The sequence below is a fragment of the Burkholderia pulmonis genome (assembly GCF_984667975.1).
Map to the genome: position 1 here is coordinate 846,814 of NZ_OZ480188.1, position 26,824 is coordinate 873,637.

General features: G+C 69.8%; 27 protein-coding genes and 1 pseudogene. 10 read left to right on the forward strand and 18 right to left on the reverse strand.

The window, feature by feature from the left end; translation table 11 throughout:
- Window positions 1-8: 8 nt before the first annotated feature.
- Genes treZ through treY form a run of 3 tightly spaced genes read left to right on the forward strand, consistent with a single transcriptional unit; the run spans window position 9 to window position 6,885 of the window.
- Window positions 9-1,895 (forward strand): malto-oligosyltrehalose trehalohydrolase, encoded by a 1,887-nt coding sequence (treZ, locus tag AC5LXK_RS35285; protein ID WP_493394262.1) that lies wholly within the window; start codon window positions 9-11, stop codon window positions 1,893-1,895.
- Window positions 1,892-4,123: a 4-alpha-glucanotransferase gene (malQ, locus tag AC5LXK_RS35290; protein ID WP_493394263.1), complete on the forward strand. Its 2,232-nt coding sequence runs from the start codon at window positions 1,892-1,894 to the stop codon at window positions 4,121-4,123. The genes treZ and malQ overlap by 4 nt, the downstream gene beginning before the upstream one ends.
- Complete coding sequence (gene treY, locus AC5LXK_RS35295) at window positions 4,120-6,885, forward strand: malto-oligosyltrehalose synthase (protein WP_493394264.1); 2,766 nt, start codon at window positions 4,120-4,122, stop codon at window positions 6,883-6,885. Before malQ ends, treY begins: the two co-directional genes overlap by 4 nt.
- A 101-nt stretch (window positions 6,886-6,986) precedes the next feature.
- Here the strand turns inward: treY and AC5LXK_RS35300 are convergent, their stop codons facing one another.
- The 4 genes from AC5LXK_RS35300 to AC5LXK_RS35315 form a co-directional block, all read right to left on the reverse strand.
- The gene (locus AC5LXK_RS35300; protein WP_493394265.1) at window positions 6,987-7,232 is read right to left on the reverse strand and encodes a hypothetical protein; all 246 of its coding nucleotides are present in this window, start codon (window positions 7,230-7,232) and stop codon (window positions 6,987-6,989) included.
- A gap of 214 nt (window positions 7,233-7,446) precedes the next feature.
- On the reverse strand, window positions 7,447-7,749 hold the full coding sequence (locus AC5LXK_RS35305) for a DUF1488 family protein (protein WP_493395101.1): 303 nt from the start codon (window positions 7,747-7,749) through the stop codon (window positions 7,447-7,449).
- 20 nt (window positions 7,750-7,769) lie between these two features.
- Window positions 7,770-8,318 carry a type 1 glutamine amidotransferase domain-containing protein gene (locus AC5LXK_RS35310; RefSeq protein ID WP_493394266.1) on the reverse strand — a complete coding sequence of 183 codons (549 nt, stop codon included), beginning with the start codon at window positions 8,316-8,318 and terminating at the stop codon, window positions 7,770-7,772.
- An 80-nt stretch (window positions 8,319-8,398) separates the two neighbouring features.
- Window positions 8,399-8,764 (reverse strand): DUF3022 domain-containing protein, encoded by a 366-nt coding sequence (locus AC5LXK_RS35315; protein ID WP_493394267.1) that lies wholly within the window; start codon window positions 8,762-8,764, stop codon window positions 8,399-8,401.
- A 170-nt stretch (window positions 8,765-8,934) separates the two neighbouring features.
- On the opposite strand from AC5LXK_RS35315, the gene AC5LXK_RS35320 reads away from it, so the two are divergent.
- Both AC5LXK_RS35320 and AC5LXK_RS35325 read left to right on the forward strand, forming a co-directional pair.
- Window positions 8,935-9,291 (forward strand): DUF3175 domain-containing protein, encoded by a 357-nt coding sequence (locus tag AC5LXK_RS35320; protein WP_493394268.1) that lies wholly within the window; start codon window positions 8,935-8,937, stop codon window positions 9,289-9,291.
- Window positions 9,292-9,333: 42 nt separating this feature from the next.
- Window positions 9,334-10,656, forward strand: a complete 1,323-nt coding sequence (locus AC5LXK_RS35325) for a cation:proton antiporter domain-containing protein (RefSeq protein WP_493394269.1) — start codon at window positions 9,334-9,336, stop codon at window positions 10,654-10,656.
- A 28-nt stretch (window positions 10,657-10,684) separates the two neighbouring features.
- Here the strand turns inward: AC5LXK_RS35325 and AC5LXK_RS35330 are convergent, their stop codons facing one another.
- The 7 genes from AC5LXK_RS35330 to AC5LXK_RS35360 all read right to left on the reverse strand — a co-directional run bounded on the left by AC5LXK_RS35330 (window position 10,685) and on the right by AC5LXK_RS35360 (window position 14,688).
- On the reverse strand, window positions 10,685-11,071 hold the full coding sequence (locus tag AC5LXK_RS35330) for a DUF3022 domain-containing protein (protein WP_493394270.1): 387 nt from the start codon (window positions 11,069-11,071) through the stop codon (window positions 10,685-10,687).
- The gene (locus AC5LXK_RS35335) at window positions 11,068-11,229 is read right to left on the reverse strand and encodes a DUF1328 family protein (protein ID WP_027792525.1); all 162 of its coding nucleotides are present in this window, start codon (window positions 11,227-11,229) and stop codon (window positions 11,068-11,070) included. Before AC5LXK_RS35335 ends, AC5LXK_RS35330 begins: the two co-directional genes overlap by 4 nt.
- 46 nt (window positions 11,230-11,275) lie before the next feature.
- Window positions 11,276-11,464, reverse strand: a complete 189-nt coding sequence (locus tag AC5LXK_RS35340) for a DUF3008 family protein (RefSeq protein ID WP_493394271.1) — start codon at window positions 11,462-11,464, stop codon at window positions 11,276-11,278.
- A gap of 72 nt (window positions 11,465-11,536) precedes the next feature.
- Window positions 11,537-12,970 carry an RNA polymerase factor sigma-54 gene (gene rpoN / locus AC5LXK_RS35345; RefSeq protein WP_493394272.1) on the reverse strand — a complete coding sequence of 478 codons (1,434 nt, stop codon included), beginning with the start codon at window positions 12,968-12,970 and terminating at the stop codon, window positions 11,537-11,539.
- A gap of 204 nt (window positions 12,971-13,174) precedes the next feature.
- Entirely contained in the window at window positions 13,175-13,684 is a 510-nt protein-coding gene (locus AC5LXK_RS35350; protein WP_493394273.1) for a ferritin-like domain-containing protein, read from the reverse strand.
- A 102-nt stretch (window positions 13,685-13,786) separates the two neighbouring features.
- Window positions 13,787-14,101 (reverse strand): hypothetical protein, encoded by a 315-nt coding sequence (locus AC5LXK_RS35355; protein ID WP_493394274.1) that lies wholly within the window; start codon window positions 14,099-14,101, stop codon window positions 13,787-13,789.
- Between the two features lie 281 nt (window positions 14,102-14,382).
- Entirely contained in the window at window positions 14,383-14,688 is a 306-nt protein-coding gene (locus AC5LXK_RS35360; protein ID WP_493394275.1) for a hypothetical protein, read from the reverse strand.
- Window positions 14,689-14,840: 152 nt separating this feature from the next.
- On the opposite strand from AC5LXK_RS35360, the gene AC5LXK_RS35365 reads away from it, so the two are divergent.
- From AC5LXK_RS35365 to AC5LXK_RS35375, 3 genes are all read left to right on the forward strand, one after another.
- Window positions 14,841-15,095 (forward strand): hypothetical protein, encoded by a 255-nt coding sequence (locus AC5LXK_RS35365; protein ID WP_493394276.1) that lies wholly within the window; start codon window positions 14,841-14,843, stop codon window positions 15,093-15,095.
- A gap of 89 nt (window positions 15,096-15,184) precedes the next feature.
- Window positions 15,185-15,616, forward strand: a complete 432-nt coding sequence (locus tag AC5LXK_RS35370; RefSeq protein WP_493394277.1) for a CBS domain-containing protein — start codon at window positions 15,185-15,187, stop codon at window positions 15,614-15,616.
- Between the two features lie 89 nt (window positions 15,617-15,705).
- Complete coding sequence (locus AC5LXK_RS35375) at window positions 15,706-16,188, forward strand: PRC-barrel domain-containing protein (RefSeq protein WP_493394278.1); 483 nt, start codon at window positions 15,706-15,708, stop codon at window positions 16,186-16,188.
- Between the two features lie 244 nt (window positions 16,189-16,432).
- Here the strand turns inward: AC5LXK_RS35375 and AC5LXK_RS35380 are convergent, their stop codons facing one another.
- The 6 genes and pseudogenes from AC5LXK_RS35380 to AC5LXK_RS35405 form a co-directional block, all read right to left on the reverse strand.
- Window positions 16,433-17,044 carry a hypothetical protein gene (locus tag AC5LXK_RS35380; RefSeq protein ID WP_493394279.1) on the reverse strand — a complete coding sequence of 204 codons (612 nt, stop codon included), beginning with the start codon at window positions 17,042-17,044 and terminating at the stop codon, window positions 16,433-16,435.
- 58 nt (window positions 17,045-17,102) lie between these two features.
- Window positions 17,103-17,708, reverse strand: a pseudogene (locus tag AC5LXK_RS35385) (DUF4142 domain-containing protein).
- A gap of 90 nt (window positions 17,709-17,798) precedes the next feature.
- The gene (locus AC5LXK_RS35390) at window positions 17,799-18,368 is read right to left on the reverse strand and encodes a hypothetical protein (protein WP_493394280.1); all 570 of its coding nucleotides are present in this window, start codon (window positions 18,366-18,368) and stop codon (window positions 17,799-17,801) included.
- 288 nt (window positions 18,369-18,656) lie between these two features.
- Window positions 18,657-19,070: a BON domain-containing protein gene (locus AC5LXK_RS35395; RefSeq protein WP_493394281.1), complete on the reverse strand. Its 414-nt coding sequence runs from the start codon at window positions 19,068-19,070 to the stop codon at window positions 18,657-18,659.
- Window positions 19,071-19,330: 260 nt separating this feature from the next.
- Window positions 19,331-21,637, reverse strand: coding sequence for a hybrid sensor histidine kinase/response regulator (locus AC5LXK_RS35400; RefSeq protein WP_493394282.1), 2,307 nt, complete (start codon window positions 21,635-21,637; stop codon window positions 19,331-19,333).
- 38 nt (window positions 21,638-21,675) lie between these two features.
- Window positions 21,676-23,043 (reverse strand): sigma-54-dependent transcriptional regulator, encoded by a 1,368-nt coding sequence (locus AC5LXK_RS35405; protein ID WP_493394283.1) that lies wholly within the window; start codon window positions 23,041-23,043, stop codon window positions 21,676-21,678.
- Window positions 23,044-23,385: 342 nt separating this feature from the next.
- Between AC5LXK_RS35405 and AC5LXK_RS35410 the strand changes: the two genes are divergently transcribed.
- Window positions 23,386-24,390 (forward strand): sigma-54 interaction domain-containing protein, encoded by a 1,005-nt coding sequence (locus tag AC5LXK_RS35410; RefSeq protein WP_493394284.1) that lies wholly within the window; start codon window positions 23,386-23,388, stop codon window positions 24,388-24,390.
- 152 nt (window positions 24,391-24,542) lie between these two features.
- On the opposite strand, the gene AC5LXK_RS35415 is transcribed toward AC5LXK_RS35410, so the two are convergent.
- Window positions 24,543-24,917, reverse strand: coding sequence for a chemotaxis protein (locus AC5LXK_RS35415; RefSeq protein WP_493394285.1), 375 nt, complete (start codon window positions 24,915-24,917; stop codon window positions 24,543-24,545).
- A gap of 273 nt (window positions 24,918-25,190) precedes the next feature.
- Here AC5LXK_RS35415 and AC5LXK_RS35420 point away from each other — a divergent pair, with 273 nt between their 5' ends.
- Window positions 25,191-26,792, forward strand: a complete 1,602-nt coding sequence (locus tag AC5LXK_RS35420; protein ID WP_493394286.1) for a PAS domain-containing hybrid sensor histidine kinase/response regulator — start codon at window positions 25,191-25,193, stop codon at window positions 26,790-26,792.
- Window positions 26,793-26,824: the final 32 nt, after the last annotated feature.

Below are 26,824 nucleotides of genomic sequence, written 5' to 3' on the forward strand. Positions count from 1 at the left end.
GGACCGCGATGACATCCCGTTCCGACCACCCACCCCGCACGCATGCGTTCGAATCGTCGTTCGGCGCGACCTGCATCGACATCGACCGTACCCGCTTCCGGCTATGGGCGCCCGCCAGCCGCACGGCCGCCGTCGAACTGCACGACGAAAGCGAACACGCGATCCCGATGACAGCGGTCGGCGACGGCTGGTTCGAAACCGTCGCCGCATGCGGCCCCGGAGCGCTGTACCGCTACCGGCTCGACGACGGCCTCGTCGTGCCCGACCCGGCGTCGCGCTTTCAGCCCGGCGGCGTGGACGGGCCGAGCCAGGTCGTCGACCCGCATGCGTATCGCTGGCGCCACGACGCATGGCGCGGCCGCCCGTGGCACGAGACAGTGCTGTACGAGTTGCACGTCGGTGCGTGCGGCGGCTACGCGAGCGTCGAGCGGCGGCTGCCGGCGATCGCCGCGCTCGGCGTGACCGCGCTCGAGCTGATGCCCGTCAACGCGTTTCCCGGCACGCGCAACTGGGGCTACGACGGCGTGCTGCCGTTCGCGCCCGACACGTCGTACGGACGGCCCGAAGAGTTGAAGGTGCTCGTCGACACCGCGCACGGGCTCGGGCTGCAGGTGTTCCTCGACGTCGTCTACAACCACTTCGGCCCCGAAGGCAACCTGTTGCCGCGCTACGCGCCCACGTTCTTCCGAGCGGACCGGCAGACCGCCTGGGGGCCGGCGATCGACTTCTCGCGGCCGCAGACGAGCGCGTTCTTCATCGACAATGCGCTGTACTGGCTCGACGAATTCCGCTTCGACGGGCTGCGCATCGACGCCGCGCACGCGATCGACGACGACGCGTGGCTGCGCGAACTCGCGCGCCGCGTGCGCACGTACGCGGGCGACACACGCTATATCCACCTCGTGCTCGAGAACGAGCGCAATGCGGCGAGCCTGCTCGGCCCCGGCGGCTTCGACGCGCAGTGGAACGACGATTTCCACAACAGTGCACACGTGCTGCTGACCGGCGAACGGGACGGCTACTACCGCGCGTACGCCGACGCGCCGCTGCGTCATTTCGCGCGCACGCTCGGCGAGGGATTCGCGTATCAGGGCGAACCATCGCCGCTGCACGACGGCGCCGCGCGCGGCGAGCCGAGCGCCCACCTGCCGCCGACCGCGTTCGTCACGTTCCTGCAGAACCACGACCAGATCGGCAACCGCGCGTTCGGCGAACGGCTGCGTGCGCTTGCGAACGACGACGCGGTGCGCGCGGCCACCGCGCTGATGCTGCTCGCGCCGTCGATCCCGCTGCTGTTCATGGGCGAGGAAGGCGGCAGCACGCAGCCGTTCCAGTTCTTCACCGACTATCGCGGCGCGCTCGCCGATGCCGTGCGCGACGGCCGGCGCCGCGAGTTCGCGGCGTTTCCCGCATTTGCCGACGCGGCGCATCGCGACATGATTCCCGACCCCAACGATATCTCGACGTTCATCCGCTCGTCGTCGAACCATCCGCCCGACAACACCTGGCCCGACGACACCTGGCCCGACGCCACCGCATGGCAGCGCTTCTACCGCGGCGCGCTGGCCGTGCGCGCGGCGCTCGTGACGCCGCATCTGCCGGGCGTGCACGCGCTCGGCGTTGACCTGCTCGCGGGCGACGCCGACCCGCAGGCGCTCGTCGCGCGCTGGCGCCTCGGCGACGGCAGCACGCTGACGATCGCGCTGAACCTCGGTTCGCACGACGCGGCGCTGCCGGCGCTGCCGGTCGGCAAGATCGTGTTCGAGACGCCGCCGCGCGCACGCGACCGGCTGCCCGACCTGCAGCTGCCCCCGCGCGCGTGCGTCGCGTGGCGTGACGGTGCGGTCAACCACGATGCGCGGTATCACCGCGTGAACGGGCAGAGCCGATCATGACGACCGACGTCCCGATCGCAACCCTCGCGCACGCGGCCGGACTGGAAACCGACTGGACCGATGCGGGCGGCGTCGCGCGGCGGGTGAGCGACGACGCACTCGTCGCGCTCGTCGATGCGCTCGGCTGGCCGTGTGGCACGGCGATCCAGCGGGTCGACAGCGCGGCGGCGCTCGCCGACGCGACCGCATCGCCGCCGCGCATGGTGACGGGCGACGCCGGCCTGCCGCTCACGCTGCCCGCGACGATCGCACCGCCGGGCGCGCGCTTCCGGATCTCGCTCGAAACCGGCGGCCACGTGGACGGCCGCGTCGTCGGCGCGGGCGAACACGGCACGCTTCCACCGCTTTCGATGCCCGGCTATCACGCGCTCGACATCGGCGGGCAGCACATCGGGCTCGCGATCGCGCCGCCGCGTGCGCGCCCGTTCGACGCGGCCGCGCACGCACGCGACGCGGGCAACCGCTGGGGCATCGCGGCCCAGCTCTACAGCCTGCGCCGCGCCGGCGACGACGGCGCAGGCGACTACACGGCGCTCGCGCGGCTGGCCGCACAGGCCGCGCGGCACGGCGCGCAGGCCGTTGCGATCAGCCCGACGCACGCCGGCTATCCAGCCCTGCCCGCGCATGACAGCCCGTATTCGCCGTCGTCGCGGTGCTGGCACAACGTCGCCTATCTCGACTGCGACGCCGTGCCGGGCGCCGGCGCCGCGCGCGACGCACCGGCCGCGATGGCTGCGATGGCCGACGCGTCGCTGGTCGACTGGCCGCGCGTGTTGCCGATGAAGCTGCGCCGTCTGCGCGCCTGCTTCGATGCGTGGCGCGCCGGCGACGACCCGTCGCGCGATACGTACCAGCGTTTTCGCGCGGCAGGCGGCACCGCGCTCGACGCGCATGCGCGCTTTGATGCGCTGCAGGCATTCTGCATCGAGCACGGGATCGGGGCGGACTGGCGGCAGTGGCCGGCGCCGTGGCGCGTGCCGGGATCGGCGGAAGTCGATGCGTTCGCGCACGCGCATGCCGACACGATCGCGTTCCACACGTTCCTGCAATGGTGCGCGTCGCGCTCGCTCGGCGATGCGCAGCACGCGGCACGCGGCGCGGGCATGGCAACCGGGCTGATCGCCGATCTCGCGGTCGGCTCCGATCGCACGGGCAGCGACGCGTGGGCACACGGCGACACGCTGTTGCGCGGCGTGTCGCTCGGCGCGCCGCCCGACCTGTTCAACGCGGCCGGCCAGGCGTGGGGCGTGACGACCTGGACGCCCGCCGCGCTGCGCACGGACGGCTTCGTGCCGTTCGTCGAACTGCTGCGCGCCGCGTTCGCGCACGCGGGCGGCATCCGCATCGATCACGTGCTCGGCTTCGCGCGGATGTGGATCGTGCCGGACGGCGGCTCGCCGCGCGACGGCGCGTACCTGCGTTACCCGCTCGACGACCTCGTGCGGCTCGTCTCGCTCGAGGCGGCCCGCCATCGCGCGATCGCGATCGGCGAGGACCTCGGCACCGTGCCGGCCGGGTTGCGTGAACGGCTGGGCGTACAGGGGGTCGCCGGCATGCGCGTGCTGTGGTTCGAGCGCGACGCAGACGGCGGTTTCAGAGCGCCATCGGCATGGGATCGCGATGCGATCGCGATGACGTCGACGCATGACTTGCCGACCGTGTCCGGCTGGTGGCGCGGCGTCGACCTGAAGTGGCGACAGGTTGCGGCCGACGCCGCGAAGCAGCACGACGCAACCGATCCGCACGATGTGGCCGCCCCGGCGCCGGACGACGCGGGCGCGCACGATTCCGACGAAATCGTGTCAAGCGCGGGGGTCGGACACGACACCGTGCGGCGCGCGGACGCAGGCGACGCCACGCAGCCGCCCGCCCTGCCTCCCGACCTCGCCGCCGCTTACGCGGCACGCGCGACCGAACGCTCGGCGCTGTGGCGGGCGCTGCAACAGGCAGGCTGCGCCCGGGCCGGCTCGGCCATGCCGCCGGCCGATGCGCCACCGGTGAGCGCGATGCTAGCCTACGTCGCACACAGCCCGTCGCCGCTCGCGATCCTGCCGCTCGAGGATCTGCTCGCGCTCGACGCGCAGCCGAACCTGCCGGGGCCGCCATGCGGCCATCCGAACTGGCGGCAGCGGCTGCCACGCGCGATCGACACGCTGTTCGACGCGGACGTCCGCGCACGCATCGCGGCCGTCGTGCACGCGCGCCGCGCGCCGGGACGCGGGACATGACACCGCGTGCGACGCTGCGACTCCAGCTTCATGCAGGCTTCACGTTCGACGACGCGGCCGCGCACGCCGACTACTTCGCGCGGCTCGGCGTGAGCCACCTGTACCTGTCGCCGGTCGCGACGGCCGAACCCGGCTCGCTGCACGGCTACGACACCGTCGACTACGGCGTGCTCGGCGCAGAACTCGGCGGCGAAGCCGGGTTCATCCGGCTCGTCGATGCGCTGCGCGCCCGCGGCCTCGGCGTGATCGTCGACATCGTGCCGAACCACATGGGCGTCGGCGGATCGTCGAACGCCTGGTGGAACGACGTGCTCGAATGGGGGCCGGCGAGCCCGTACGCGCGCTACTTCGACATCGACTGGCATCCGCCGGATCCGGCCCTCGACGGCAAGGTGCTGCTGCCGTGCCTCGGCACGCCATACGGCGATGCGCTCGCGAGCGGCGACATCGCGCTCGGCGTCGATCCGGCCGCCGGCCGCTTCTTCGTCACGTGCCCCGGGCGGCAGTTGCCGGTCGCGCCCGCCACCTACGCCGAAATCCTGCGCATCGCGAACCGTACGGACCTGAACGCGCTTGCCGAGCGCTTCGAAGCCGCGCCGGCACGCGACAGCGCACGGCTGGCCGCCGCGCATGCGGCGCTGCGCGACCATGCGGCCGCGCACGGCCCGCATGCGCTCGACGCGGTGCTGCGTGGCGCCGATCCGCGCCACGCGCGCTCGCGCGCGCGCCTGCACCGGCTGCTCGACCGCCAGCATTACCGGCTCGCGTGGTGGCGCACGGCCGCCGACGAACTGAACTGGCGGCGCTTCTTCGACATCGCGACGCTCGCGGCCGTCCGCATCGACGACGACGCCGTGTTCGACGCCGTTCACGCGCTGCCGCTGCGCCTGCATGCGACCGGGCTCGTCGACGGCGTACGCGTCGATCACGTCGACGGCCTCGCCGATCCGCGCGCGTACTGCCGGCGGCTGGATGACCGGCTGGCCGTGCAGCGCGACACGCGACCGTACGTCGTCGTCGAGAAGATCCTCGCGCCCGGCGAAACGCTGCGCGACGACTGGGCCGTCGCCGGCACGACCGGCTACGACTTCATGAACGACGTCGGCGCGCTGCTGCACGATCCGGCCGGCGCCGAACCGCTCGCCGCGCACTGGGCGGCCGTGTCGGGCTCGTCGCGCACGTTCGCGCAGGAAGCGCTCGACGGCAAGCGGCGCGTGCTGATGCGCCAGCTCGCCGTCGAACATGCGCGCGTTGCGCGGCGGCTGCACGCGATTGCGCGTGCGTCGCCCGCGACGCGCGACGTCAGCCGGATCGCGATTCAGCGCGTACTCGGTGAACTCGCGGTGCGGCTGCCCGTGTACCGGATGTACCCGTCACCGAACGACGAACCGGCCGACGCCGACCGCCGCGTGCTCGCGCAGGCGTACGAAGGCGCACGCGCGGCCGTCGATCCGGCCGACCGGTTCGCGCTCGAGCGCGTGACCGCGTGGCTCGGCTTGCCGGTCGCGCGCGTGCCGCACGCGGATCCCGCCGCGCTGTATGCGGCGCGTGTCGCGTTCGCACAGCTCACCGCGCCGCTGGCCGCGAAGGGCGTCGAGGATACGGCCCACTATCGCTACGGCCGGCTGCTGTCGCGCAACGAGGTCGGCGCCGACGCCGGCGACTTCAGCCTGTCGCGCGGCGCATTCCATGCGCGCAACCGGCGCCGCGCGCGCACCGTGCCGCACGGGCTCGTCGCGACGGCCACGCACGATCACAAGCGCGGCGAGGACGCACGTGCGCGGCTCGCGGTGCTCAGCGAGCTGCCCGACGCGTGGCGCGCGGCGTCGCTCGACTGGTCCGCGCTGAACCTGCCCCATCGCGGCGGTGCACATCGCGACCTTGCATGGGCGCCGGGGCCGGCCGCTGAGGCGATGCTGTACCAGACGCTCGTCGGTTGCTGGCCGCCGGCGCTCGCGCCCGACGATGCGGCCGGGCTCGCCGCGCTCGCCACCCGCGTGGCGCAGTGGCAGGCGAAGGCGTTGCGCGAAGCAAAACAGCACACCGACTGGCTGGCGCCCGAGCCGGACTACGAGCACGACTGCGAAGCATTCGTCCGCGCGATCCTGACACCGCACGGCGCCGGCGATTTCGCACACCGGCTGCACGCGTTCGTCGCGCGGATCGCGCCGGCCGGCGTCGTCAACAGCCTGACGCAGACGGCGCTGCGGATCGCGTCGCCCGGCGTGCCGGATCTGTATCAGGGGACCGAATCATGGGATCACTCGCTCGTCGATCCGGACAACCGGCGTGACGTGTCGTTCGCGGCGCTGGCCGCAGAACGGGTCGACGAGCCGGTCGCGTCGTACCTGTCGACGTGGCCCGATGCGCGCGTGAAGCGGGCGCTGGTCGAGCGGATGCTCGCACTGCGTGCACGGTGGCCGGCGACGTTCGCGGATGGCGCGTACGTTCCGCTGCGCGTGAGCGGTCGGCTCGCGCGTCATGTGGTGGCGTTCGCGCGATGCGACGATACAGTGACTGTGGTGGTCGTGGCGACGCGGCTCGCGTGCCGGTTGCTGGGTGACGCGCCCGGGTTGCCGCGCGTGGAAGCTGCGCAGTGGGGCGAAACGGCGGTCGTGCTGCCGGGCGGGATCAAGGGGCGGTGGACGGACGAGTTGAATCCCGGGGAGGCGATCGATGCGCCGGAGGGTGTGCTGGCGCTTGATCGCTGTCTGGCCGAGTTGCCGGTTGCCGTGCTCGTGGCGGCGCGTGCCGGCAGTTGAATGCGACGGTGGCATTGCCGTGCCATCATCCTCCCATGGCGGCTTGCGCTTTTCGTCGCGATCGTGCGATAAGCGCCGCCCGTGTCGCCACGCGTCACGCATCACGCGTCGGTTACGTCGTTCAGGTCGATCGCATCGGATTCGGCAGCGTCATGACGCTGCACGCACTGCAAGACCGACAGTCCGTCGGCGGTCAATGCCGGCCGGTGCGCGCCCGACACGTCGTCATGCTGCATCACGATCAGGTGTTGTTCAACGAGTGCGACGACGTCGTCGCGGTCGATCTGGATCTGTTCCGGTGCATGATGCACCAGGAACAGTGCGGCAAATTCATGGGCGGTCAGCATGCTCGTTCCCCCGTTGGCGGCTGCGTGCGACGCGAATCGTGCACCGGCAACATGACAGACATGCAGGGACCATGCCAGCCGGCGTAACGCGATCGGCTTCCGCGCGCTCGGCGCCTCGCGCGATGTGGCACCGCGCGACACTGGCGAAGCGCTGCAAAGTTTTCAACGGGATGTAATGCCGGATTGCCAAGTGCGCCGATGAATCGCGACCGGATCAGGGCCGCTTCGACCGGAGCAACCCGGCCGGCGCACGGAAATAACCGCTATGCAGCACCACATCGCCGCCATTGCCGTTGGCCAGCACGTCCGCGCATGCGGCCTCGATGCGTGCGCGTCCGCGTTCGAACGCATCGCGCAGGTCGGCTTCCAGCGCAGACGGTGCGCCGAAATGATCTTCCAGCGCCTCGACCGTGATCGCGCAGGTTTGCGGCGTGCCGTCGACATCGACGATGAAGCGCAACTGCAGCGCCGCGCCGTCGAATACCGGCGGCGCATTGGCCAACGTCACGCGACGCATGGATTCGGCCGGCACCGGCGTCATGCCCCGTGCGATGCGAGGCGATCGACCAGCGCGCCGGTGAACGCGGGCAGATCGGCCGGCTTGCGGCTCGTGATCAGGTTGCCGTCGCGCACGACCTCTTCGTCCACCCACTTGCCGCCCGCGTGACGGATGTCGTCCTGCAGGCTCGGCCAGCTCGTCATCGTGCGCCCTTCGACGAGCCCCGCCGACACGAGCAGCCAGCCGCCGTGGCAGATCGCCGCGATCGGCTTGCCGGCGCCGACGGCCGCCGTCACGAATTCGCGCGCGGCCGGCAGCATCCGGATCGCATCGCCGTTCACGACGCCGCCGGGCAATACGACCGCGTCGTAGTCGCCTTCGCGCGCATCGTCGAACGTGCGGTCGACCTTCACGCGCCCGCCCTTGTCGACATGCCTGAAACCCTGGATCTCGCCGCGCTTCTGCGAAATCACGTCGACCTGCGCGCCTTCGGCCGCGAGCGCGCGTTGCGGCTCGACGAGTTCGGCCTCCTCGAAGCCGTCGACCGCGAGGATCGCTACCTTGCAATGCTCCAGCCTGCCGCTCATGAATGCCTCCGTGGGAATGGCGACACGTGTCGTGCCGTGCCGGTCGCGCAGCAATCCGCGTGCCGGGCCAATCGGCGCGATCACTGCAGACGACACGCCGCGTCGAGCATCGAGTCGGTCAGCTCGATCGTCAGCGTCGCGTTCTCGTCGGTGTCGGGAAGGCGGTCGAGCATCGCCTGCACTGTATCGTGCAGGATCGCATGCACACGCGTCCGCGTACGCTCGTCGAGATCCGCGTAGCGCTCCATGGTGTCGCAATCGAGCGCGAGCACGACCGCATGCCGCGCGATCTCCGGCGGCGGATCGGCCGCCTGCGCCCACGCCGCATGAAACATGATCCTGCCCGTCTCGACGTCGACCTGAACCGTCGTATCAAGATCGTCCGTATCGATCGACTCGCCGTCGACCTCGTCGTTCTCCAGCCAGATCCGGGAATTCGATTGCATGATGTCCTCCTCCGTGGTGGCGGAATCGCATGTCCTGCCCGCTTCCTTCAGCAAGGCCCATGCCGTCGTCGCCACCGGTTCACCCCGCATGCGATGCATGCGCCGCGGCACGCAGTTTGCGCCGCCGTTGCCCGTACTACGTCCCGATGACCCCACACGGAGCCCGCACGATGTCTACCGCTTCCGCATCCCCTCCGCACGGCAAGCGTCTCACGCGACGCGCCGGCCGCGCCCGCAGCGTCGATCCTCGACACCGCACACGCTGGTCCGGCGACGTCACGCAAACAAGCAACGCGCTCGACATCGAACCCGACATCTTCAAATCCGACGATCCTGTTGCAATCGCCGCGTCACTGAAGCATTCGGCCGAACACGGTCGCCGCCGCAAGGCGTCACCGTTCCAGTCGGCGATGTCCATGCTCAACTTCTACATGAACCGCGCTGGCCGCAATCTGCCGAAAACGCGTCGCACGACGCTCGAGCGCGCAAAACAGAAACTGCGCGAGGCATTCGGGCGCAAGCCGTGACGGCACGCGTACCCGCCGTATCGCCCCGTTTCGACCACGCACATGCATGAAACGCTTTGGTACCTGATCGTCGGCGCGGTGCTGATGACCATGGGCATCGCGACGTCCGCGCTGCGGCACCTGCCGTGCAGTGCCGCGATGATCTATCTGGCGCTCGGCGCCGCGCTCGGCCCGTCCGGTGCGGGCCTGCTGCAGCTCGACCTCGCCCGCGACGCGCGGCTGCTGCGCGAGATCGTCGAAATCGCACTGCTGGTGTCGCTGTTCGCGATCGGGTTGCGGCTGCGCGTGCCGCTGTCCGACCGGTTGTGGCTCGTGCCCTGCCGGCTCGGGCTGCTCGCGATGTGCATCACCGTCCCGCTGCTTGCCGCATGCGCGATGCTCGCGCTGGGACTCGGCTGGGCGCCCGCGTTGCTGCTTGCAGCGATCCTCGCGCCGACCGATCCCGTACTCGCGCACGACGTGCAGGTACACGATCCCGGCGATCGCGATCTCGTACGCTTCGCACTGTCGGGCGAAGGCGGGATGAACGACGGGATCGCGCTGCCGTTCGCGCTGGCCGGCCTCGCACTGTGCGGCGCGCACGACGCGACACACGAGCCGTCGCCGCTGTCCGGCGCGTTCGCGCTCGTCGCGCTGTGGGGCATCGCAGGCGCGGCCGCGATCGGCGGCGGCCTCGGTTGGGCGACGGCGAAGACGATCGGCTGGCTGCGCACGCGCCATGCAACGGCGCTCGGGCTCGAAGGCTTCTTCGCGCTTGCGCTGATCGTGCTGTCGTTCGGCGCCGCGCAGCTCGCGCACACATTCGGGTTCATTGCGGCGTTCGCGGCCGGTGTCGCGATGCGCCGCGTCGAACATCGCGCGAGCGGCGACCGTCATCCGCGCGAGGTCATCGGCCAGATCGATTCGGCGGACGTCGTCGCGACCGAGAAGCATCCCGAAAAGGCACACGCGTACATGGCCGAATCGGTACTCGGCTTCACGATCGAGCTCGAACGGATCGCGGAAGCCGTCGTGATGACGATGATCGGTAGCGTGCTCGCCACGCTGCCGGGCCCGCTGCTCACCTGGGGCATCGCCGCGCTGGCCGCCGTGCTGTTCGTCGTCGTGCGCCCGCTTGCCGTGCTGCTCGCACTTGCCGGCTCGGCCGCGTCGCCTGCGCAGCGACGGCTGATGGCGTGGTTCGGCATCCGCGGAATCGGCTCGTTCTACTACCTGCTGTTCGCGCTCGAGTACGGGCCTTCCGGCACGGTACGCTCGCTCGCGGCGCCCGTGCTGGCCGTCGTGTCGGCCTCGGTGATCGCCCACGGGATTTCCGCGACACCGTTGATGAACTGGTATCACCGGCTGCAGCAGCATCGACGGTAACGCGTTCACGATTTGCCAGGCAGCGCAGTCAGGGCGTGCGCAGCGCAGCGTCGAAGTCGGCACGCGTCACATCGAGCGCGACGGTGCATTCGATCGCCGCCTCCTCGACGCGCGGCTTGTGCTCGTCCACCGCGCGCCGCGCGCGGTCGCACAGCTGCGTGCGCACGCGCAGCCGGTCGGCCGCGTCGAGCGATGCGTAGCGCGTGATCACGTCCGGATCGAACCGCAGGTCGACCGTGCAACGCCAGTCGCGCGCGCTGGCTTCGGCCGGCACGCGCACCCACGACACCTGGATCGTCAGCCGGCCGGAGGCATCGTCCGCATGCACGACGACGGTCGACTGCGACGGAAAGCCGATCGCGAGCGCGTGTTCGAGTTCCGCGACGCGCTGCGACCGGTCGGGCGCGCCGCTCATCGTCGCACGACGCCCAGCAGCAGCGTGACCAGGAAGATCACGACGAAGATGTAGAACAGGATCTTCGCGATCTCGGCCGCGCCGGCCGCGATGCCGCCGAAGCCGAACACGGCGGCAACGATCGCGATGATGAAGAAGATGATGGCGTATCGAAGCATGGAACCCTCCTGGAGGACAGCGGTCGTCATCAAACGTCGTCGTCGGTCACGCATCGTGCTGGTGCTTCGGTTTGTCGTGCACGGGCGTGGAAGCCATTTTCTCGAGTTCTTTCTCGCTCATCGATTCGGCCATCGACTTCGCCGGCGGCTTGAGGTCCTTCATTTTCGTCCCGCCGCGCCTGGCCGACAGCGCGGCCCCCGCGGCACGCTGCTGGGCCTGGGATTTTGCTGGCATGGTGAGGCTCCTGTCGTTGGCGCGTGGGTCGACACGAGCGGCGGCACGCGCGCGGTTGAATCACTCGGGCCGTCACGCGGCGTCGCGGCGCCGCAGGTCGGCCGGCGGAATCTTCATCCCCTGGCGATACTTCGTCACCGTACGACGCGCAAGCAGGATGCCGCGGCCCGCGAGGTTTTCGGCGAGCGCGACGTCGGACAGCGGAGCGGTATGCCGCTCGGCCGCGATCATGTCGCGGATCAGCACCTTCGCGGCCGAGGCCGAGCACACCCCCTTGCCGGCCGCCTCGAGCTTGCGCGGGAAGAAGTGCTTGAACTCGAACGTGCCGTGCGGCGTCGACATGTACTTGTTGCCCGTCGCGCGCGACACGGTCGATTCGTGCAGGTCGAGTTCTTCCGCGATGTCGCGCAGCACGAGCGGCTTCATCGCGATCTCGCCGTAGCGGAAGAAATCGCGCTGCCGCGCGACGATGCATTCACCCACGCGCTGGATCGTGTCGAAGCGCTTCTGCACGTTGCGGATCAGCCAGCGCGCCTCCTGCAACTGCTGGCCGAGCGGCGAATCGCGCTCGCCGCTCGATTGCGCGAACAGCGTCGCATAGCGTTCGTGCAGGCGTGCACGCGGCAGCACGGCCGGGTTGATCGTCACGATCCACTCGTCGCGCACCTGGCGCACGATCACGTCGGGTATCACGTAATCGCCGCGCGTGCTGCCGTAGTGGTTGCCGGGGCGCGGGTCGAGCCCGCGCACCACCGCGCAGGCCGCCTGCATCGTCTGCTGGTTGCAGCCGACGCGCCGCTGGATCTCGGCCGTCTCGCGGCGCGCGAGCCGTTCGAGATGCTCGCGCGCGATCGCTTTCGCCTCCGCCAGCGCCGGCGTGCCGGCCGGAATCGCGTCGAGCTGCAGCATCAGGCATTCGGACAGCGAACGGGCGGCGATCCCCGGCCGGTCGAGCATCTGCACGAGCCGCAGCGCGACCAGGAGATCCTGCTCCGACAGCAGCAGCGCCGGGTCGGCCGCGACCAGCAGCTCGACCAGTTCCTGGCGCAGATAGCCGTCGTCGTCGAGCGCGTCAATCACGATGCGCGCGGCTTCGCGGTCGCGCCGGTTCAGCGGATAGAGCCTGAGCGCATCGTGCAGTTGCTGATGGAGCGACGGCTCGGCGGCGATCCATTCGCCGGGCGACAGGCCGCCTGCGTCGTCGCCCTGGCGGCTCGTGCCGCGCGGTGCGGGCGCGGCCGTAAAGGGCACTTCGCCGTCCGGCGGGCGGATTTCTTCGGGTGCGGGCGCCGCTTCGGGCGCGGCCGCTTCAGCCGGTTGCTCCGCCGCGTCGGCAGCGGGCTCGTCGTCGCCCTGGCCGTCTTCGAGAAACGGATTCATGTCGAGCGCCTGCCGCAACTCCTGTTGAAATTCGAGCGAGGACAACTGCAGCAGCCGCAGCGACTGCTGAAGCCTCGGCGTAAGTGCGAGATGCTGTCGCATCTGCAGCGCAAGCGAGACGGGCATCGAAAGCCTCCTGACGGTTCGGTTCGCGGTAGGTCGTATACAGGACTTACGCAGCTTTCATGCCAGTCCGGCGCAGCGCGCAGCGCCGCGGCCCTCGCGGGTTCGTACCCCGTGCCGCCGCGGCCCGGGGGCGCTTTTTTACAAGCCGGCGGCAAGTTTGGGGCACGCAATTCGCTCGCGGGAACGCGCGCCGTCGCTCGACGACTACCGGTTCGCATCGATGCAATCGGCGGCCGAGCGATGGAGAAACGCCGTGGTCAGGTCCGGCAGGTGACACAGCAGCCATGCGGCCTTGTCGCGCTCCTGCTGCAGGAGCCGCTCGCAGCAGGCGACGATCTCGGCCTCGCCGGCCGCCTGCGCGGTCGAGACGAGCGCCGTATACGCGGCGATCTCGACCTGGACGAACGCATAGCCCGCCAGCGCGCCCTTCATCACCTCGTCGACCGCCATCATGTTGCTCGCCACCTGCCCATAGCCGGCGATCTGCGCGGTCACATCCCTGAGCGCCGACGGCGCCGCGCCGAGCCGCTGGAGACACGCCTTGACGAGTGTCTGCTGGTCGCGCGTGTCGTCGAGATGCAGGCGCAGGCGATCCTGCAGGTTCGGATAGTGATCGACCCGTTTCAGTTGCGCGTGGAGCAGCGTTTCAGCCTGCCGCTCCATCGCATATGCATCGCGCAGCCAGTCTTCCAGGTGTTCGCGCGGGCTCGCCATGGCGTTCCTCCCGCCGCATCACGGTGCGGCATGCCGTACACCGCGGGGCGCGGCGCGCATGCCACCTCGCAACGCGCGTGCCGTGCGCCGGCTGCGCCGCGCTCAGTACTGCATCAGCGGCGGCGTACCCGGCAGCGGCTTGTCGTCCTGCACACCGTTCGGGCCTGGCGGCGGCACGTCGACCGGTTCGCCGCCGGCCGCGCCCTGCGGCATCATGTTGCCCGGCGACCGGCGCGTGTCGTCACGCGTATTCGCGTCCGGCATCGTCGTGGTCGACTGTGCACCGCGGCCGTCAGGCGGCGCCGGCGGGGCCGCGCGCGCACCATAGCTACCGTTCGTCGGTTGCGTGCATGCGCCCAGTGCGCATGCGGCGGCAAGCGCACACGCGCCCGCGCGTATCGTCTGGATCGTGTTCATCGACATCCTCCCTCGGATCGACGGCTCAGAGCCGGTTGAAATGAAAATCGCCCGCATACGCGGGCGGTGTGCGACGCGCCGTCATCAGGTCGACTCGCGCCGCGACGCGCACGAACGTGCCGCGCTGCCGCTCGATGTCGACGTGTTCGAACGCCGTGGATCAATGCGCATGCCGTCCGTTCGCGCTGCCCGCATGCAGGCATCGACGCAAACACGTGCGGCCTCTCGAGTTGCGCCGTGCCTTCGCTACACCGCTCGCTGCAAATCTTGCAAGCGCGCGGCTATGCGTCGTATGCGGCCATCACGAGCCACAGCTCGCGGCCGTCGTCCCTCACGCATGCGGCGAGCGCATACGGGTCCGACGGCTCGCAGGCGCGCTGCAGCGCGAAGCGCGCCGGCTCAGTCGAGCCGAACGTCTCGTCGCCGAGCGGCCGCACGTCGGCCTTGCCCTCGAACATCCGGCGCTCGGGCCGATAGATCAGCGGTTCGTGCTTCCACGTATCGAAATGGCTCTTCACCGAATCGAATCCACCGCCGCATACGTTGACCTCGTAGCGCACGCCGGGTCGCCGTTTCGGAATCGTCATCGTGCCTCCGCTGGAAGTGCGCATGCCAGGCACCGGTCGGGCCGCGCGTCATCGTCGTCGCCGTCGATATGGCAAATCGCGTGCCGCGTGCGCGCGCCGGGCACGGCCGTTGCGACACAGGCCGCTCATCGCCACCGAAACGGAGCCTCGCCATGAAGGATTCGACCCGGTCCGGCCACGACACGCCGCCGCGCGAGCGACGCACCGATCCGTCGCCGCCGCTGAAGCATCAGGACCGCACGCACACGCACCATTCGGAACGCCACATCGACCAGCAGCTCGAGGACACGTTTCCGGCGAGCGACCCGCCCGCGACCGGCGGCGTCACGCGCATCGAGCCGGATACGCCGCCCGGCACGCACGACGACGGGCCGTGGCAGGACAAGCGCGAACGCGACGACACGTAGCCGGCCGTGCGCCGGACGGCATGCGCGTTGCTGCCTTCGTCCGGCGCGTGCCGAGCCATCCGCTCCACCCAACCCGCAAGGAGAACGTCATGCATCGCGTCAACGAAATCATGTCGCAGGACGTCGTGCGTATCGCACCGACCGACTCGATCCGTCATGCCGCACAACTGATGGAGCGCTACGACATCGGCGCGCTGCCCGTATGCGACAACAACCGGCTGATCGGGATGGTGACGGACCGCGACCTCGCGGTGCGCGCGATCTCGGCCGGCAAGCCGCCGGAGACGCGGATCCACGAAGTCGCGTCGGGCCCGATCGAATGGTGCTTCGACGACGATTCGCTGGACGAGATCCAGCACTACATGGCCGACGCGCAGTTGCGCCGCCTGCCGGTCGTCGATCACGACAAGCGGCTGGTCGGCATGCTGTCGCTCGCGGACATCGCGACGCGCACGGCCGGCCCGGAGCGCGACGACGTCGCGAACACGCTCGAAGGCGTGTCGCAACCGAAGCAGACGTGACGGCGCGATCCTCGCCCGTCCCGACCACCCGCGCGACCCGCAGGGCCCGCCCCGGGCACGGTCGCGCCCCACGCAGCCTGGAGGACACCATGCAGACTTCCGATCAAGGTCAGACCCGCATCATCGGCAAGGGCGCCGCAACGGCGGCCGGCCCCGGCCCCGACGTGATGGCGGCCGATACGCTGGAAGGCGACAAGGTCTATACGACCGACGGCGACGATGTCGGCAAGATCAAGGACATCATGCTCGACGTGCGCTCCGGCCGCGTCGCCTATGCGGTGCTGTCGAGCGGCGGCATCCTCGGCATCGGCGACAAGCTGCACGCGATTCCGTGGAGCGCGCTCACGCTCGACACCGAGCGCAAGTGCTTCCTGCTGTCGGTATCGTCCGAGCGGATCCGCAACGCACCGGGGTTCGACAAGGACCACTGGCCGGCGATGGCCGATCCGCAATGGGCCGAGCCGCTGCACGATTTTTACGGCAGCGCGCCGTACTGGCGCGCCGGAGACGAGCTGGGGCTGACCGACCCGACCGAGGAACTGAACGATCCGCGCACGCGCGGCCGTCACTGATCGCCCGGTGACGCGGCGCCGGTTCGCCGGTGCCTCCGTATCGAACGCCCCGCCCGCGCGGGGCGTTTTTCGTCGTGTGGCGGTGCGTCACGCGCTTTTACAAGGTCGTGTCGATCCGATCAAGGCGTTGTCCTGGAACGCGGTGCTCGACGGCGTAGCGGCAGTGCGGATGCTCGTGATGCTGCTGTCGCAACGGCGCGACGCTGCCGGGCCGCCGGGCCGCCGGGCTGCCGGCCCGCCGCCGTCACATCATCTTGCCGCGCGAGCGCTCGGCGCGCGCCGCCTCGGCCGCCGATTCGACCTTCTTCACTTCCTCCGGCGGCGGCAGCACCGCCTTGAAACCCATCGACTCGATCCACATCTCGCGCGCCCAGCCACGCGTGTGGTACAGGTGATGATCCTCGTCGGCCTCGACCTCGTCGTGCGCGTCCTTCAGCGCCTTTGCAGCATCGCCGGCCGGCAACTGGTCGGCCGCGTAGCCGATCAGTTCCCAGTTCAGGTGGTCCTTGGTCTCGGCGAGCACCACGCATTCGGCCGCGACGATCTGCGCGACCGCCGGATCGGCCTGCTTCTGCGCCTGCTCGATCAGGTGGACCAGCGACTTCGCCGTCGCCGCGACCGCGCTGCGTCCGGGCGACTGTGCATCGGGGTCCATGCCGATCGCCTCGAACACCTTGCGCAGCACCGCCTGGTGATGCAGCGTCTCGCGATGGTATTTTTCCCATTCCCTGTGCAGGTCCTCGTCGGTCGCGCACTGCAGCGCGGCCTCGTAGATCTTCGCGCCGCCAAGCTCGGTTTCGTATGCCTGGCAGAGCAATTCGCGGATGCCTTCGTGCTTCGGTTGCCGATGGGCCATGACTGACTCTCCAAAAAAAACGGGCCGCGCACGCGGCCCGGGGTTGAACGGGCACGCGTTACCGCGCGCCCACCTTGCGTTCGAGCGCCTGCGCCATGCTCAGGTGATGCCGGAGCGTCGGCAGTGTGGCGTTCGCGAACGCGCGCAACTGCGGATCCTTGCCATCGCGCGCCTCGCCTTCGAACAGCGCGATCGCCTTGCGGTGCGCGTCGGGACCGACCGCCGCGACGTACGCGGCGTCGAAGTCGTGACCGCTCTTGCCGCGCAGCGCCTCGACGTCGGGGTCCGAGATCTGTTCGACCTGCGGCTTCATGCCCTTGCGCGCGGCAATCTCGTCGAGCTGCCTGTTCGCCTTGCCGTGATCGGTCACCATCCGCTTCGCGAAGGCGCGCACGTCCGGCGACTGCGCCTGCTTCAGCGCGAGCTGGCTCGCCTGCACTTCGGCCTTGCCGGCCATCGCGGCCTTGTCGATGAACTCCGCGTCGCCGCCCTACGGCGCCTTCGCAATCCGCGCGTCGCCCGCGCCCGGCATCGGATTGATCACGCCGTCCGGCACATGTGAATTCGATGCCGGCGGCTCGCTCGGCATCTGCGCGCGGGCGAGCCCCGACACGGCCAGCACGCCTGCGGCGAGCGCCGCGATCGTCCAGTTGGGTTGTTTCATCGGGTTCCTCCTTGCATTTGCGTGGAAGCGGCCGTTCGCGATCGTCAACCGCCAGGATCGGGCCGCCGTTCGGATGCAGCGTCCGGCCGTTCAGTTCGCCGGCCCGCCCGGCGTGGCTTCGTCAGGCCGCCGCACCGGATCGAAGTCGCGCCATTCGCCGTCCTGCCAGTCGCCTTCGACGCGCTCGATCGATGTCGCACCGGTCGCACGCAGCACGTCTTCCGCAGTCGTCACGGTATCGGGCGTGACGCGCGTCGCAAGGATCACGCCAGTCTCGGTCTGCGCGAGCGTGCCCCTGCCTTCGGCCGGCTCGCCGCGCATCCGGCCGAGCGCGCCGCCGAATGCGCCGAGATACGCGCCGGCCAGCGCACCGGCGACCGGCACGAACCAGTAGCGCAGCCCGAGCGCATAGACGATCAGCCCGACGACAATGCCGATCAGCAGCCCGCGGATCACACCGAGCACCGCGCCGCGGCCGCCTGGCTTCGCCGCGGTATCGGCATAGACGTCGCCGCCGATCGGAAAGCGCGCATGCTGGCCGCCCGGATTCAGGAAGAAGATCGACACGTCGTCCGGGCCGAACGCACGCTCGTAAAGGTGGCGCGCCCCACCTTCCGCTTCATCGAACGTCGTGAAGCGGCCTGCGACGATCATCGTCATGCTCGTCCTCCTCGTGACGGGTCGGGCGCCGCACGCAGCGACGCGCGGCGCAACGGGACGGCACTTGCATCAGCCGCCCGGGTTCCTTCGAAACCGATGCCGCCGGGCCGTACTGCGATCGGGGATCTTGCGGAGCGTGTCGAGCACGTCGCGGGCCGCGTGCGAGCATTCCGCGCACTGGCCCCCTCCGACTTGCTCGCCGGGTGGTCCATGCCCTTCGGTGCCTTCCGCTCGCCGACCGGCTCGAGCACGCCGTTCATCACCGGGCTCCTTGAGCAAAGCCCTCGATTACTCGGCCCGGATGGTCAGCTGGTCGCGCACGCCCTGCACGCCAGCGACCTGCTTCACGACGCCGACGGCCTGCGTGCGCTGCTGCTCGTCGGGCACGCTGCCGGTGAGCGTCACGGTGCCGTGCCGCGTCCTCACGTGCACGTCGCCGGACGACAGCCCGTTCGCACCGACGAGTTCGGCCTTCGCCTTCGCCGTGATCGTCGCATCGCGGATCTTCATGCCGGTAGTCGAGGTCGTCGAATGCGCGGGCGACGCCGTCGACGCAGCAGCGCTGTCGTCGCCGGCGGCGAGCACGTTCGGCGCGACGACCGCGCACGCGGTGGCGGCGGCGATCGCGACCGCCATGCCGGTGCGCGTCGCGCGATCGCGGCGGATTCGCAGGGAGCGGGCTTGCAGCTGGAACACCTTCATCGTGACCTCCTCTCGTGTGGCCGGCACGGCCGGCAAGTACACATCGACGGCGCAAGCGGCGTGCCGCGGCATCGATGCCACGGCCACGCGCCTGGCGGCGACCGGAGGCTCTTTCATCCAACGCGTTGTAATTTTGTCGATGGTCGCTTGCGCACGCGCACACGCGCGCCACCAGGCATACCGATTGCCCGGCCGGTCGAGGCGAAAAGGGACAACGGGGTGAATGCCGCGTTGCCGCCGGCAGCGGCAGGGCTGTTGCGTCAGGTGTTGCGCTTCGTCACGTGCGCGATCTTGTCCGCCAGTTCGCGCACGTCGACCGGCTTGCACAGATAGCCGTCGAACCCGGCCTCCAGCGCGCGGCGTTCATCGGCAAGGCCAGCGTGGGCGGTGACGGCCAGCACGCGCACGTCGGGCGGGCCGCTGTCGCCGTTCATCGATCCGTGCCGCAGCGCGTCCAGCAGCCAGAAGCCGTCGCCGTCGGGCATCGCGAGATCGGACAGCACGACGGTTGGCCGCATGTCGGCGGCCACCGCGAGTGCTTCGCGGCCCGACGACGCGATCGCGACGGCGGCGCCGAACGTGGTCAGCGCCGCCGTCAGGCTCGCGCGCGTGGTCGCATCGTCGTCGACGATCAGGATCCGCTGCGTATCGAGCGCGAGCCGTTCGTGATGGCCGCCCGCCTGCGCGATCCCCCATGCCATCGCGCCGGCCGGCTGCCAGCCGGCCGGCAGCGTCACCGTGAACGTCGCGCCTCGATTGCGACCCGCGCTCTCGACGGCCACGCGGCCGCCGTGCAGTTCCGCGATATGCCGCACGATCGACAGGCCGAGGCCGAGCCCGCGCCGCGACGATGCGGGCGAATCGTCCGCGCGGCGGAACATGTCGAACACGTACGGCACGAACGCCGGCGCGATCCCCTGCCCGGTGTCGGACACGGTCAGCACCACGCGCACGTCGTCGCGCGCGAGCCCGACCGTCACGCTGCCGCCGCCCGGCGTGAACTTCAGCGCGTTCGACACGAGATTCGACAGCATCTGCCGCAGCCGCTCGGCATCGCCCGACACGACACAGGTGGCCACCGTGCAATCGAATTCGAGCACGATGCCGGTCGACGACGCTGCCGTCTGGAACGCGCCGACCGAATCGGAGAACAGCCGCACGAGATCCACCGGCATCGCGTCGAGCCGAAGCTTGCCGGTGGCGAGCGAAGATGCGTCGAGGATGTCGCCGACCATTCTCGTCAGCGAACGCGCACTGCGGTCGATCGCGTCGATCGCCTGCTGCTGCAGCGCGTTGTCGCCCGAGTTGCGCAGCACCTCCACCCAGCCGTAGATCACGTTCAGCGGCGTGCGCAGTTCGTGCGATACCGTCGCAAGCAGCTCGTCCTTCAGTCGGTTCGACGTATCGGCCTGGTCGCGCGCATCGCGCGCGCCCTGCAGCGAACGCTGCGCGCGCAGATCGCGACGGCGCTGCGCGCCGGCTTCGCGCAGCGTCAGCGACAATGCAACGTACGCACGCGCCTCGCCGCGCACCGGGCACGCCGACACGGTCGCGCGAAAACGCCGGCCGTCGCGCCGCACGCACAGCAGATCGACCGGACCGACCGCATCGCGCATGTCGTCGAACGCTTCGGCAAACGGCTTGCGTTTCAGCCAGCGCATCGCGATCAGCGATTCGAACGCGCGCCCGCGCGCATCGCTTTCGGCGTAGCCGAACATGCGTTGCGCGGCCGGATTCCAGCTGACGACGCGGCCGTCGGCGTCGATGCCGACGATCGCGTCAGGCGACGCGTCGACGACGGCGCGTTGCAAGCGCGACGCATCGGCCCGCGAGCGATCGACGCCGGCATCGCGCAACAGCAGGACGGCGCCGTCGATGTTGCCGTCCGCATCGCCGAGCGGGGACGCCACCTCGACCACCGGCACCGGCTCGCCGCCGCCCGTCTGCAACCAGTGACGATCCGACACGACGCCTGCGCCGCCGAGCGCCAGGTCGAGCGGGGTCGCGGCAACGCGCCGGCCGTCGCGATCGACGATCCGCAGCACGTCGCGCGCGGCACGGCCGGTCGCCTCGTCCGGCCGGCAGCCGACGAGCGTGGCCGCCGCCTCGTTGAGGTAGGTCAGCCGTCCGTTCGTATCGGTCGCAATGACGCCGTGCGGCAGCGCCTGCAGCACGGCTTCGAGCCGCCGGCGCGCGGCCGCCTCGCGCCGGCGCGCATCGTCGTTGGTGAGCCGCGCGGCACGCAGCATCGATGCAACCGCACACACGAGCGCGCACACCAGCACGAAGGTGCCGAGCCGCACGAGCCGCCCGGGCAGCGGCTCCGGATAAGCCGCCGGATCGGACAGGAACAGCGTCCAGACGAGCATGCCGCTGACCACGGTCGAGGCCATGCCGAACAGGAACGACGTCGCCCACGCAGCGCCCGCGAGCAGCGGGTAGTACAGGACGAGCGGCAGGTTCACGCCGCCGAAACGGATCGCGAGCGCCTGCAGCACGGTCGCGATCGCGACCAGCATCACGGCCGTCGCGTAATTGCCGGCTCGCGCCCGCCAAATATCGCTCATCGATCGTGCTCCTGCCGGCCGGTTCGATCGCGGCGGCATCAGGAATCCGGCTTGTCCGCTTCGTCTTCCAGTTGCGCGAGACGGTTGTAGATCGTCTTCAGGCTGACGTCGAGCACCTCGGCCGCCTGCGCCTTCACGCCGCCGCATTGCGCGATCGTGCCGAGGATCAGCTTGCGATCGACCTCCTCGAGCGGCGTGCCGAACGGCACGGTGACGCGCTCCTCGTGCGAATCGACCATGTTCGACAGTTCGTCCATGATCGGCGGCGGCAGCGTGTCGATCACGTCGGCGTCGCTGAAGATGCTCGCGCGCTGCACGAAGTTGCGCAGCTCGCGCACGTTGCCGGGCCACCCATAGGTCTTCAGCGCATCACGCGCGGCCGGCGCGAAGCGCAGGCTCCGGCCGCTTTCTTCGTTGAACTGCTGCAGGAACGCATCGGCGAGCATCGGGATGTCGTCGTCGCGCTCACGCAGCGACGGCAGCGGAATCGGGAACACGTTGATCCGGTGAAACAGGTCGGGCCGCAGCTTGCCTTCCGCCATCGCGGCTTCCGGGTCGCGGTTCGTCGCGGCGACGATGCGCACGTCGACGTCGATCTCGCGCGTCGAGCCGAGCCGCGTCAGGCGCCCCGTTTCCAGCACGCGCAGCAGTTTGACCTGCGACTCGAGCGGCATCTCGGTGATCTCGTCGAGAAACAGCGTGCCGCCGTCCGCGCGTTCGAAGAAGCCCTTGTGCTGACGCTCCGCGCCGGTGAAGCTGCCGCGGTCGTGGCCGAACATCTCGCTCTCGACGAGGTTCGCGGCGATCGCGCCGCAGTTCACCGCGAGGAACGGGCCGCGGCGGCGCAGGCTCAGGTCGTGCACGGTCTGCGCGGCGAGCTCCTTGCCCGTGCCCGATTCGCCGGTCAGCAGCACCGACGCCTCGGTACGTGCGACGCGGCCAATCGCATCGTAGACGGCCTGCATCGCGGGCGAGCTGCCGAGCATGCGGCCGAAACGGCCAAGGCGCTTCAGTTCCGAGCGCAGCTCGGCGATTTCCTCATGCAGCGCGGTCGTGCGCGGCACGCGTGCAAAGATGCTGTTCAGCCGCTGCATGTTGAGCGGTTTCACGAGATAGTCGGTCGCGCCGCGCCGCAATGCGTCGATCGCGGTTTCGAGGCTCGCATGGCCGGTGGTCAACACCATTTCGCAATGCGAACGCTTCGGCAATGCATCGAACAGATCCATCCCGTTGCCGTCCGGCAGCACGAGATCGCACAGCACGAGATCGGGCGTGTTCGTCGTGACGAGCGTGCGCGCCTCTTCCAGCGTCGCCGCCGTATCGCAGGCAAGCTGCTGCGTGTGCGCGAGCGCCGCGAGCATCGAACGCGTATCCGCATCGTCTTCGACGATCAGGACATAGGGCATCGTGGCTCCTGGTGACGCGGCCCGGCGCGTGTGCCTGCCCGGGCCGCTGCGGAGAGCGGCGTAGTTCGGCCGCCGTTCGCACGGCGACACTTCACGACCGATGCGCTGGTTCGGACTGGCGCTCTCCGTTGAAAAGCGATCCTCATCAGTATAGAAGAGCCATGTCGCGCATTCGCTTCTCATCGAATAAATCTATCCATGCAGGCAGCCTGCATTGCCAGATTCAATGCGTGACAATCGGTAAGAACGTTATCCTCTTTCCACGGATCATGCGGTGCACTGCGGTCGTTTTTGCACCCTGCCCCGACGTATCCGGTCAAACTTCCCTGCTCGTCTTCTCGCATGTCGAAATCCAACGGCGACGGCACGCGGCTGTTCGGTCGCTCGCGATCGATCCAGACCCTGTTGCAGAAGGTCTCGCGCGTGGCGGTCACGCGCGCGAGCGTCCTGATCGTCGGTGAAAGCGGCGCGGGCAAGGATCTCGTCGCACGGCTGCTGCACGACATGAGCCCGCGACGGCGCGCGCCGTTCGTCCCCGTCAACTGCGGCGCCATTCCGCGCGACATCGCGGAGTCGCATCTGTTCGGTCACGAGAAGGGCAGCTTCACCGGTGCGATTGCCCAGCATGTGGGCATGTTCGAAGCCGCGCGCGGCGGCACGCTGTTTCTCGACGAGATCGCCGAAATGCCGGCCGAGCTGCAGGTCAAGTTGCTGCGCACGCTCGAATCGAACACGATCGTACGGGTCGGCGGCCACGAATCGATTCCGCTCGACGTCCGGATCGTCGCGGCGACCCACCATGATCCCGTCGAGGCCGTGCGCAGCGGCCGCCTGCGCGAAGACCTGTTCTACCGGATCGCGACGGTCGCGCTGCACGTGCCCGCGCTCAGGCAGCGCGAGGACGATGTCGGCGACATCGCGCTGCAGATCGTCGAGCGGCTGAATGCACGGCACCGTACGAGAAAGCGGCTGTCGACCCAGGCGATGAAGGCGCTGCGCTCCCATACGTGGCCCGGCAACGTCCGTGAACTGCGCAATGCGCTCGAGCGCGCGTTCATCCTCGCGGACGAGCAGATCGAACTGCAGTTGCCGCGCCGGCAGCCGCCGCGCGACGAAGTCCGCGACGACACGATGACGCTGCCGGTCGGCACGACGCTCGCGCACACGCAGCAACGCTTCATCGTCGCGTCGCTGCGGCATTTCAAGGGGGACAAGCCGCGCACCGCGAAAGCGCTCGGCATCAGCCTGAAGACGCTGTACAACCGCCTCGCGCTGCTGCCCGAGCACGAGCGCAATACCGCAAGCGACACCGGCAAGACGATCCCGCCCGGTCCGAAGGATTACTGAATGTACCGGACGCGGCTCGGCACGCGGCTCGGCACGCGTGGTCGGTAACGGGATGGGAGGCCCGCGTCGGTCGGGTCAGTGCAAATCACCTGCCACCGTTGCCGACTCGCGTGGCGTCTGCGTCCGCCGCCGGCCGGCCCCTATCTGCAACTTCATTGCAGTTTTTTCGCGTACGACTCCCACAGGCTGTACCGCGCTATGCGTCGGTGCCCCCCCGAGCCGCCGGGGTCCTCCGATTCGTCCGCGCGGTCCGGCCCGCTCAGCCGCTCGGTACGGTCCGGTTCGATATCGGCGCTTTCGTGGAGCGTCGAATCGCCGTCCGCCGATGCGCGCTCACCGGTGCCCGTCCGGTCCGTATCGCTGTCGAGCGGCGAGTCGATGTCGAACGGATGACGCCCCGCGCCGGCCGTATCGCTGCCGCTGTCGGACGAGTCGCCCGGCCCCAGCGCGCAGCCATCGCGCCCGCGCCGTGCGTTGTCCTCGTCCGGGCCAACCGGTTCGTTGTCGGGGTTCAGCGTGCTGTTCATGTCGGCCTCCTTGCCTGGAATGCCGCGCCGCGGGCGGCCGGCGGTCACGGCGCGGCGGACGGCCTGCCGGATGGCCCGCGCAATCGGCATGCCGCATCGCGGCCGTCCGCCGGTACGCGGGCCGGCAATCGCCCTTATCCGGTCACGCGGCACGGCCGATGCGCACCCGTTGATCAGCCGGATCGAGTTCCCTTATGCTTCCGGGGTGCCAATCCGATTTGTGTTGCTGCGGCGGGACAGGGTTCGCCCGCCCGCCTTCGACCAGCCGCTCCGATGACGAAAGACGACGCCGATCCTCGCTCGCAACCGCCGCCACACGGGTCCCCCGAGGCGCGCGACCTGCTGCACCGCTTCGCCGAGTTCCGTTTCCAGACCGTGGTCGAATCGATCACCGACTACGCGGTGTTCATGCTCGATCCGTACGGTAACGTCGCGACCTGGAATGCGGGCGCGCAGCGCATCAAGGGCTATCGCGCGACCGAGATCGTCGGCCATCACTTCTCGCGCTTCTATCCGCCCGAAGCGATCGCGGCAGGCCGGCCGTCGCACGGGCTTCGCGAGGCCGCCACGCACGGCCATTTCGAGGACGAAGGCTGGCGCGTACGCCAGGACGGCTCGCAGTTCTGGGCGAGCGTGACGATCACGGCGGTACACGATCACGCGGACCAGCTGTGCGGCTTCATCAAGATCACGCGCGACATGACCGAGCGCAAGCGGCTCGAGGAGCTCGAAGCGTCGACGCACCGGCTCAGCGTGTTCATCGCGATGCTCGCGCACGAGCTGCGCAACCACCTCGCACCGCTGCGCCATTCGGTCAGTGTCCTGCAGAGCCTGCCCGATCCGGCGCCCGCACTCGTACAGTGCCGCGATGCCGTGGATCGTCAGATCGGTCAACTGACGCGGCTCGTCGACGACCTGCTCGACGTCGGGCGCATCACGGCCGGCAAGGTCGAACTCGACGACCGCCCCGTCACCGTGCGCGACATCGTGTGTCGCGGCGTCGAAAGCATCCAGCCGAAGCTCGCCGCGCGCGGGCAGCACATCCGCGTCGATCTGCCGGCCGATTCCGTGGTGCTGCACGGCGACGATGCGCGGCTCGTCCAGGTGTTGCACAACCTGCTCGACAATGCGTCGAAATTCTCGCCGCCCGGTGGACGAATCGACATCGGCGCACGCACGGAAGGGCCGCTCGTCGCGATCCAGGTCGCCGATCACGGTGTCGGCATCGCATCCGACGCGCTGGAAACGATCTTCGACCTGTTCGAACAGGAACGCGTGCCGGGCCGGCGGCCGTCCGACGGCTTCGGGCTCGGACTCGCGATCTGTCGATCGTTCGTCGAACTGCATGGCGGGCGGATTGCCGCGGAAAGCCGCGGGCCGGGCCACGGTGCGACGTTCACGGTGCGGCTGCCGGTCGCGCACGCGGCCCGCCAGGAGCCTGCCGCCGTGCCCAGGCCAGCCGCAACAGCAGTCGCCGCGCCGCCGGACGCCATACCGCTGCGCATCGTCATCGTCGACGACAACCGGGATTCGGCCGACACGCTTGCCGTGCTGCTGCAGGTGAAGGGGCACGCGCCGCGTGTCGCGTACCACGCCGGCGACGCACTGGCGCTCGCACGCGACTACGTCCCGCACCTGATGATCCTCGACCTGTCGATGCCCGACGTCGACGGTTTCACGCTGCTGCATGAACTGCGTGCGATCGATACGCTGGGCGCGACGACCTGCGTCGCGCTATCCGGTCATGCCAGCGCGGCCGACCTCGCGCGCACCGGACGCGAGGGCTTCGACGATCACCTCGTGAAGCCGGTGGAGATGACCGTGCTCGATGCCCTGCTGCAGCGTGTCGCACGCAAGGCCCGCCTCGATCCGTGACCGCCCGCCCGCATGCCGTCGCACGACATGCG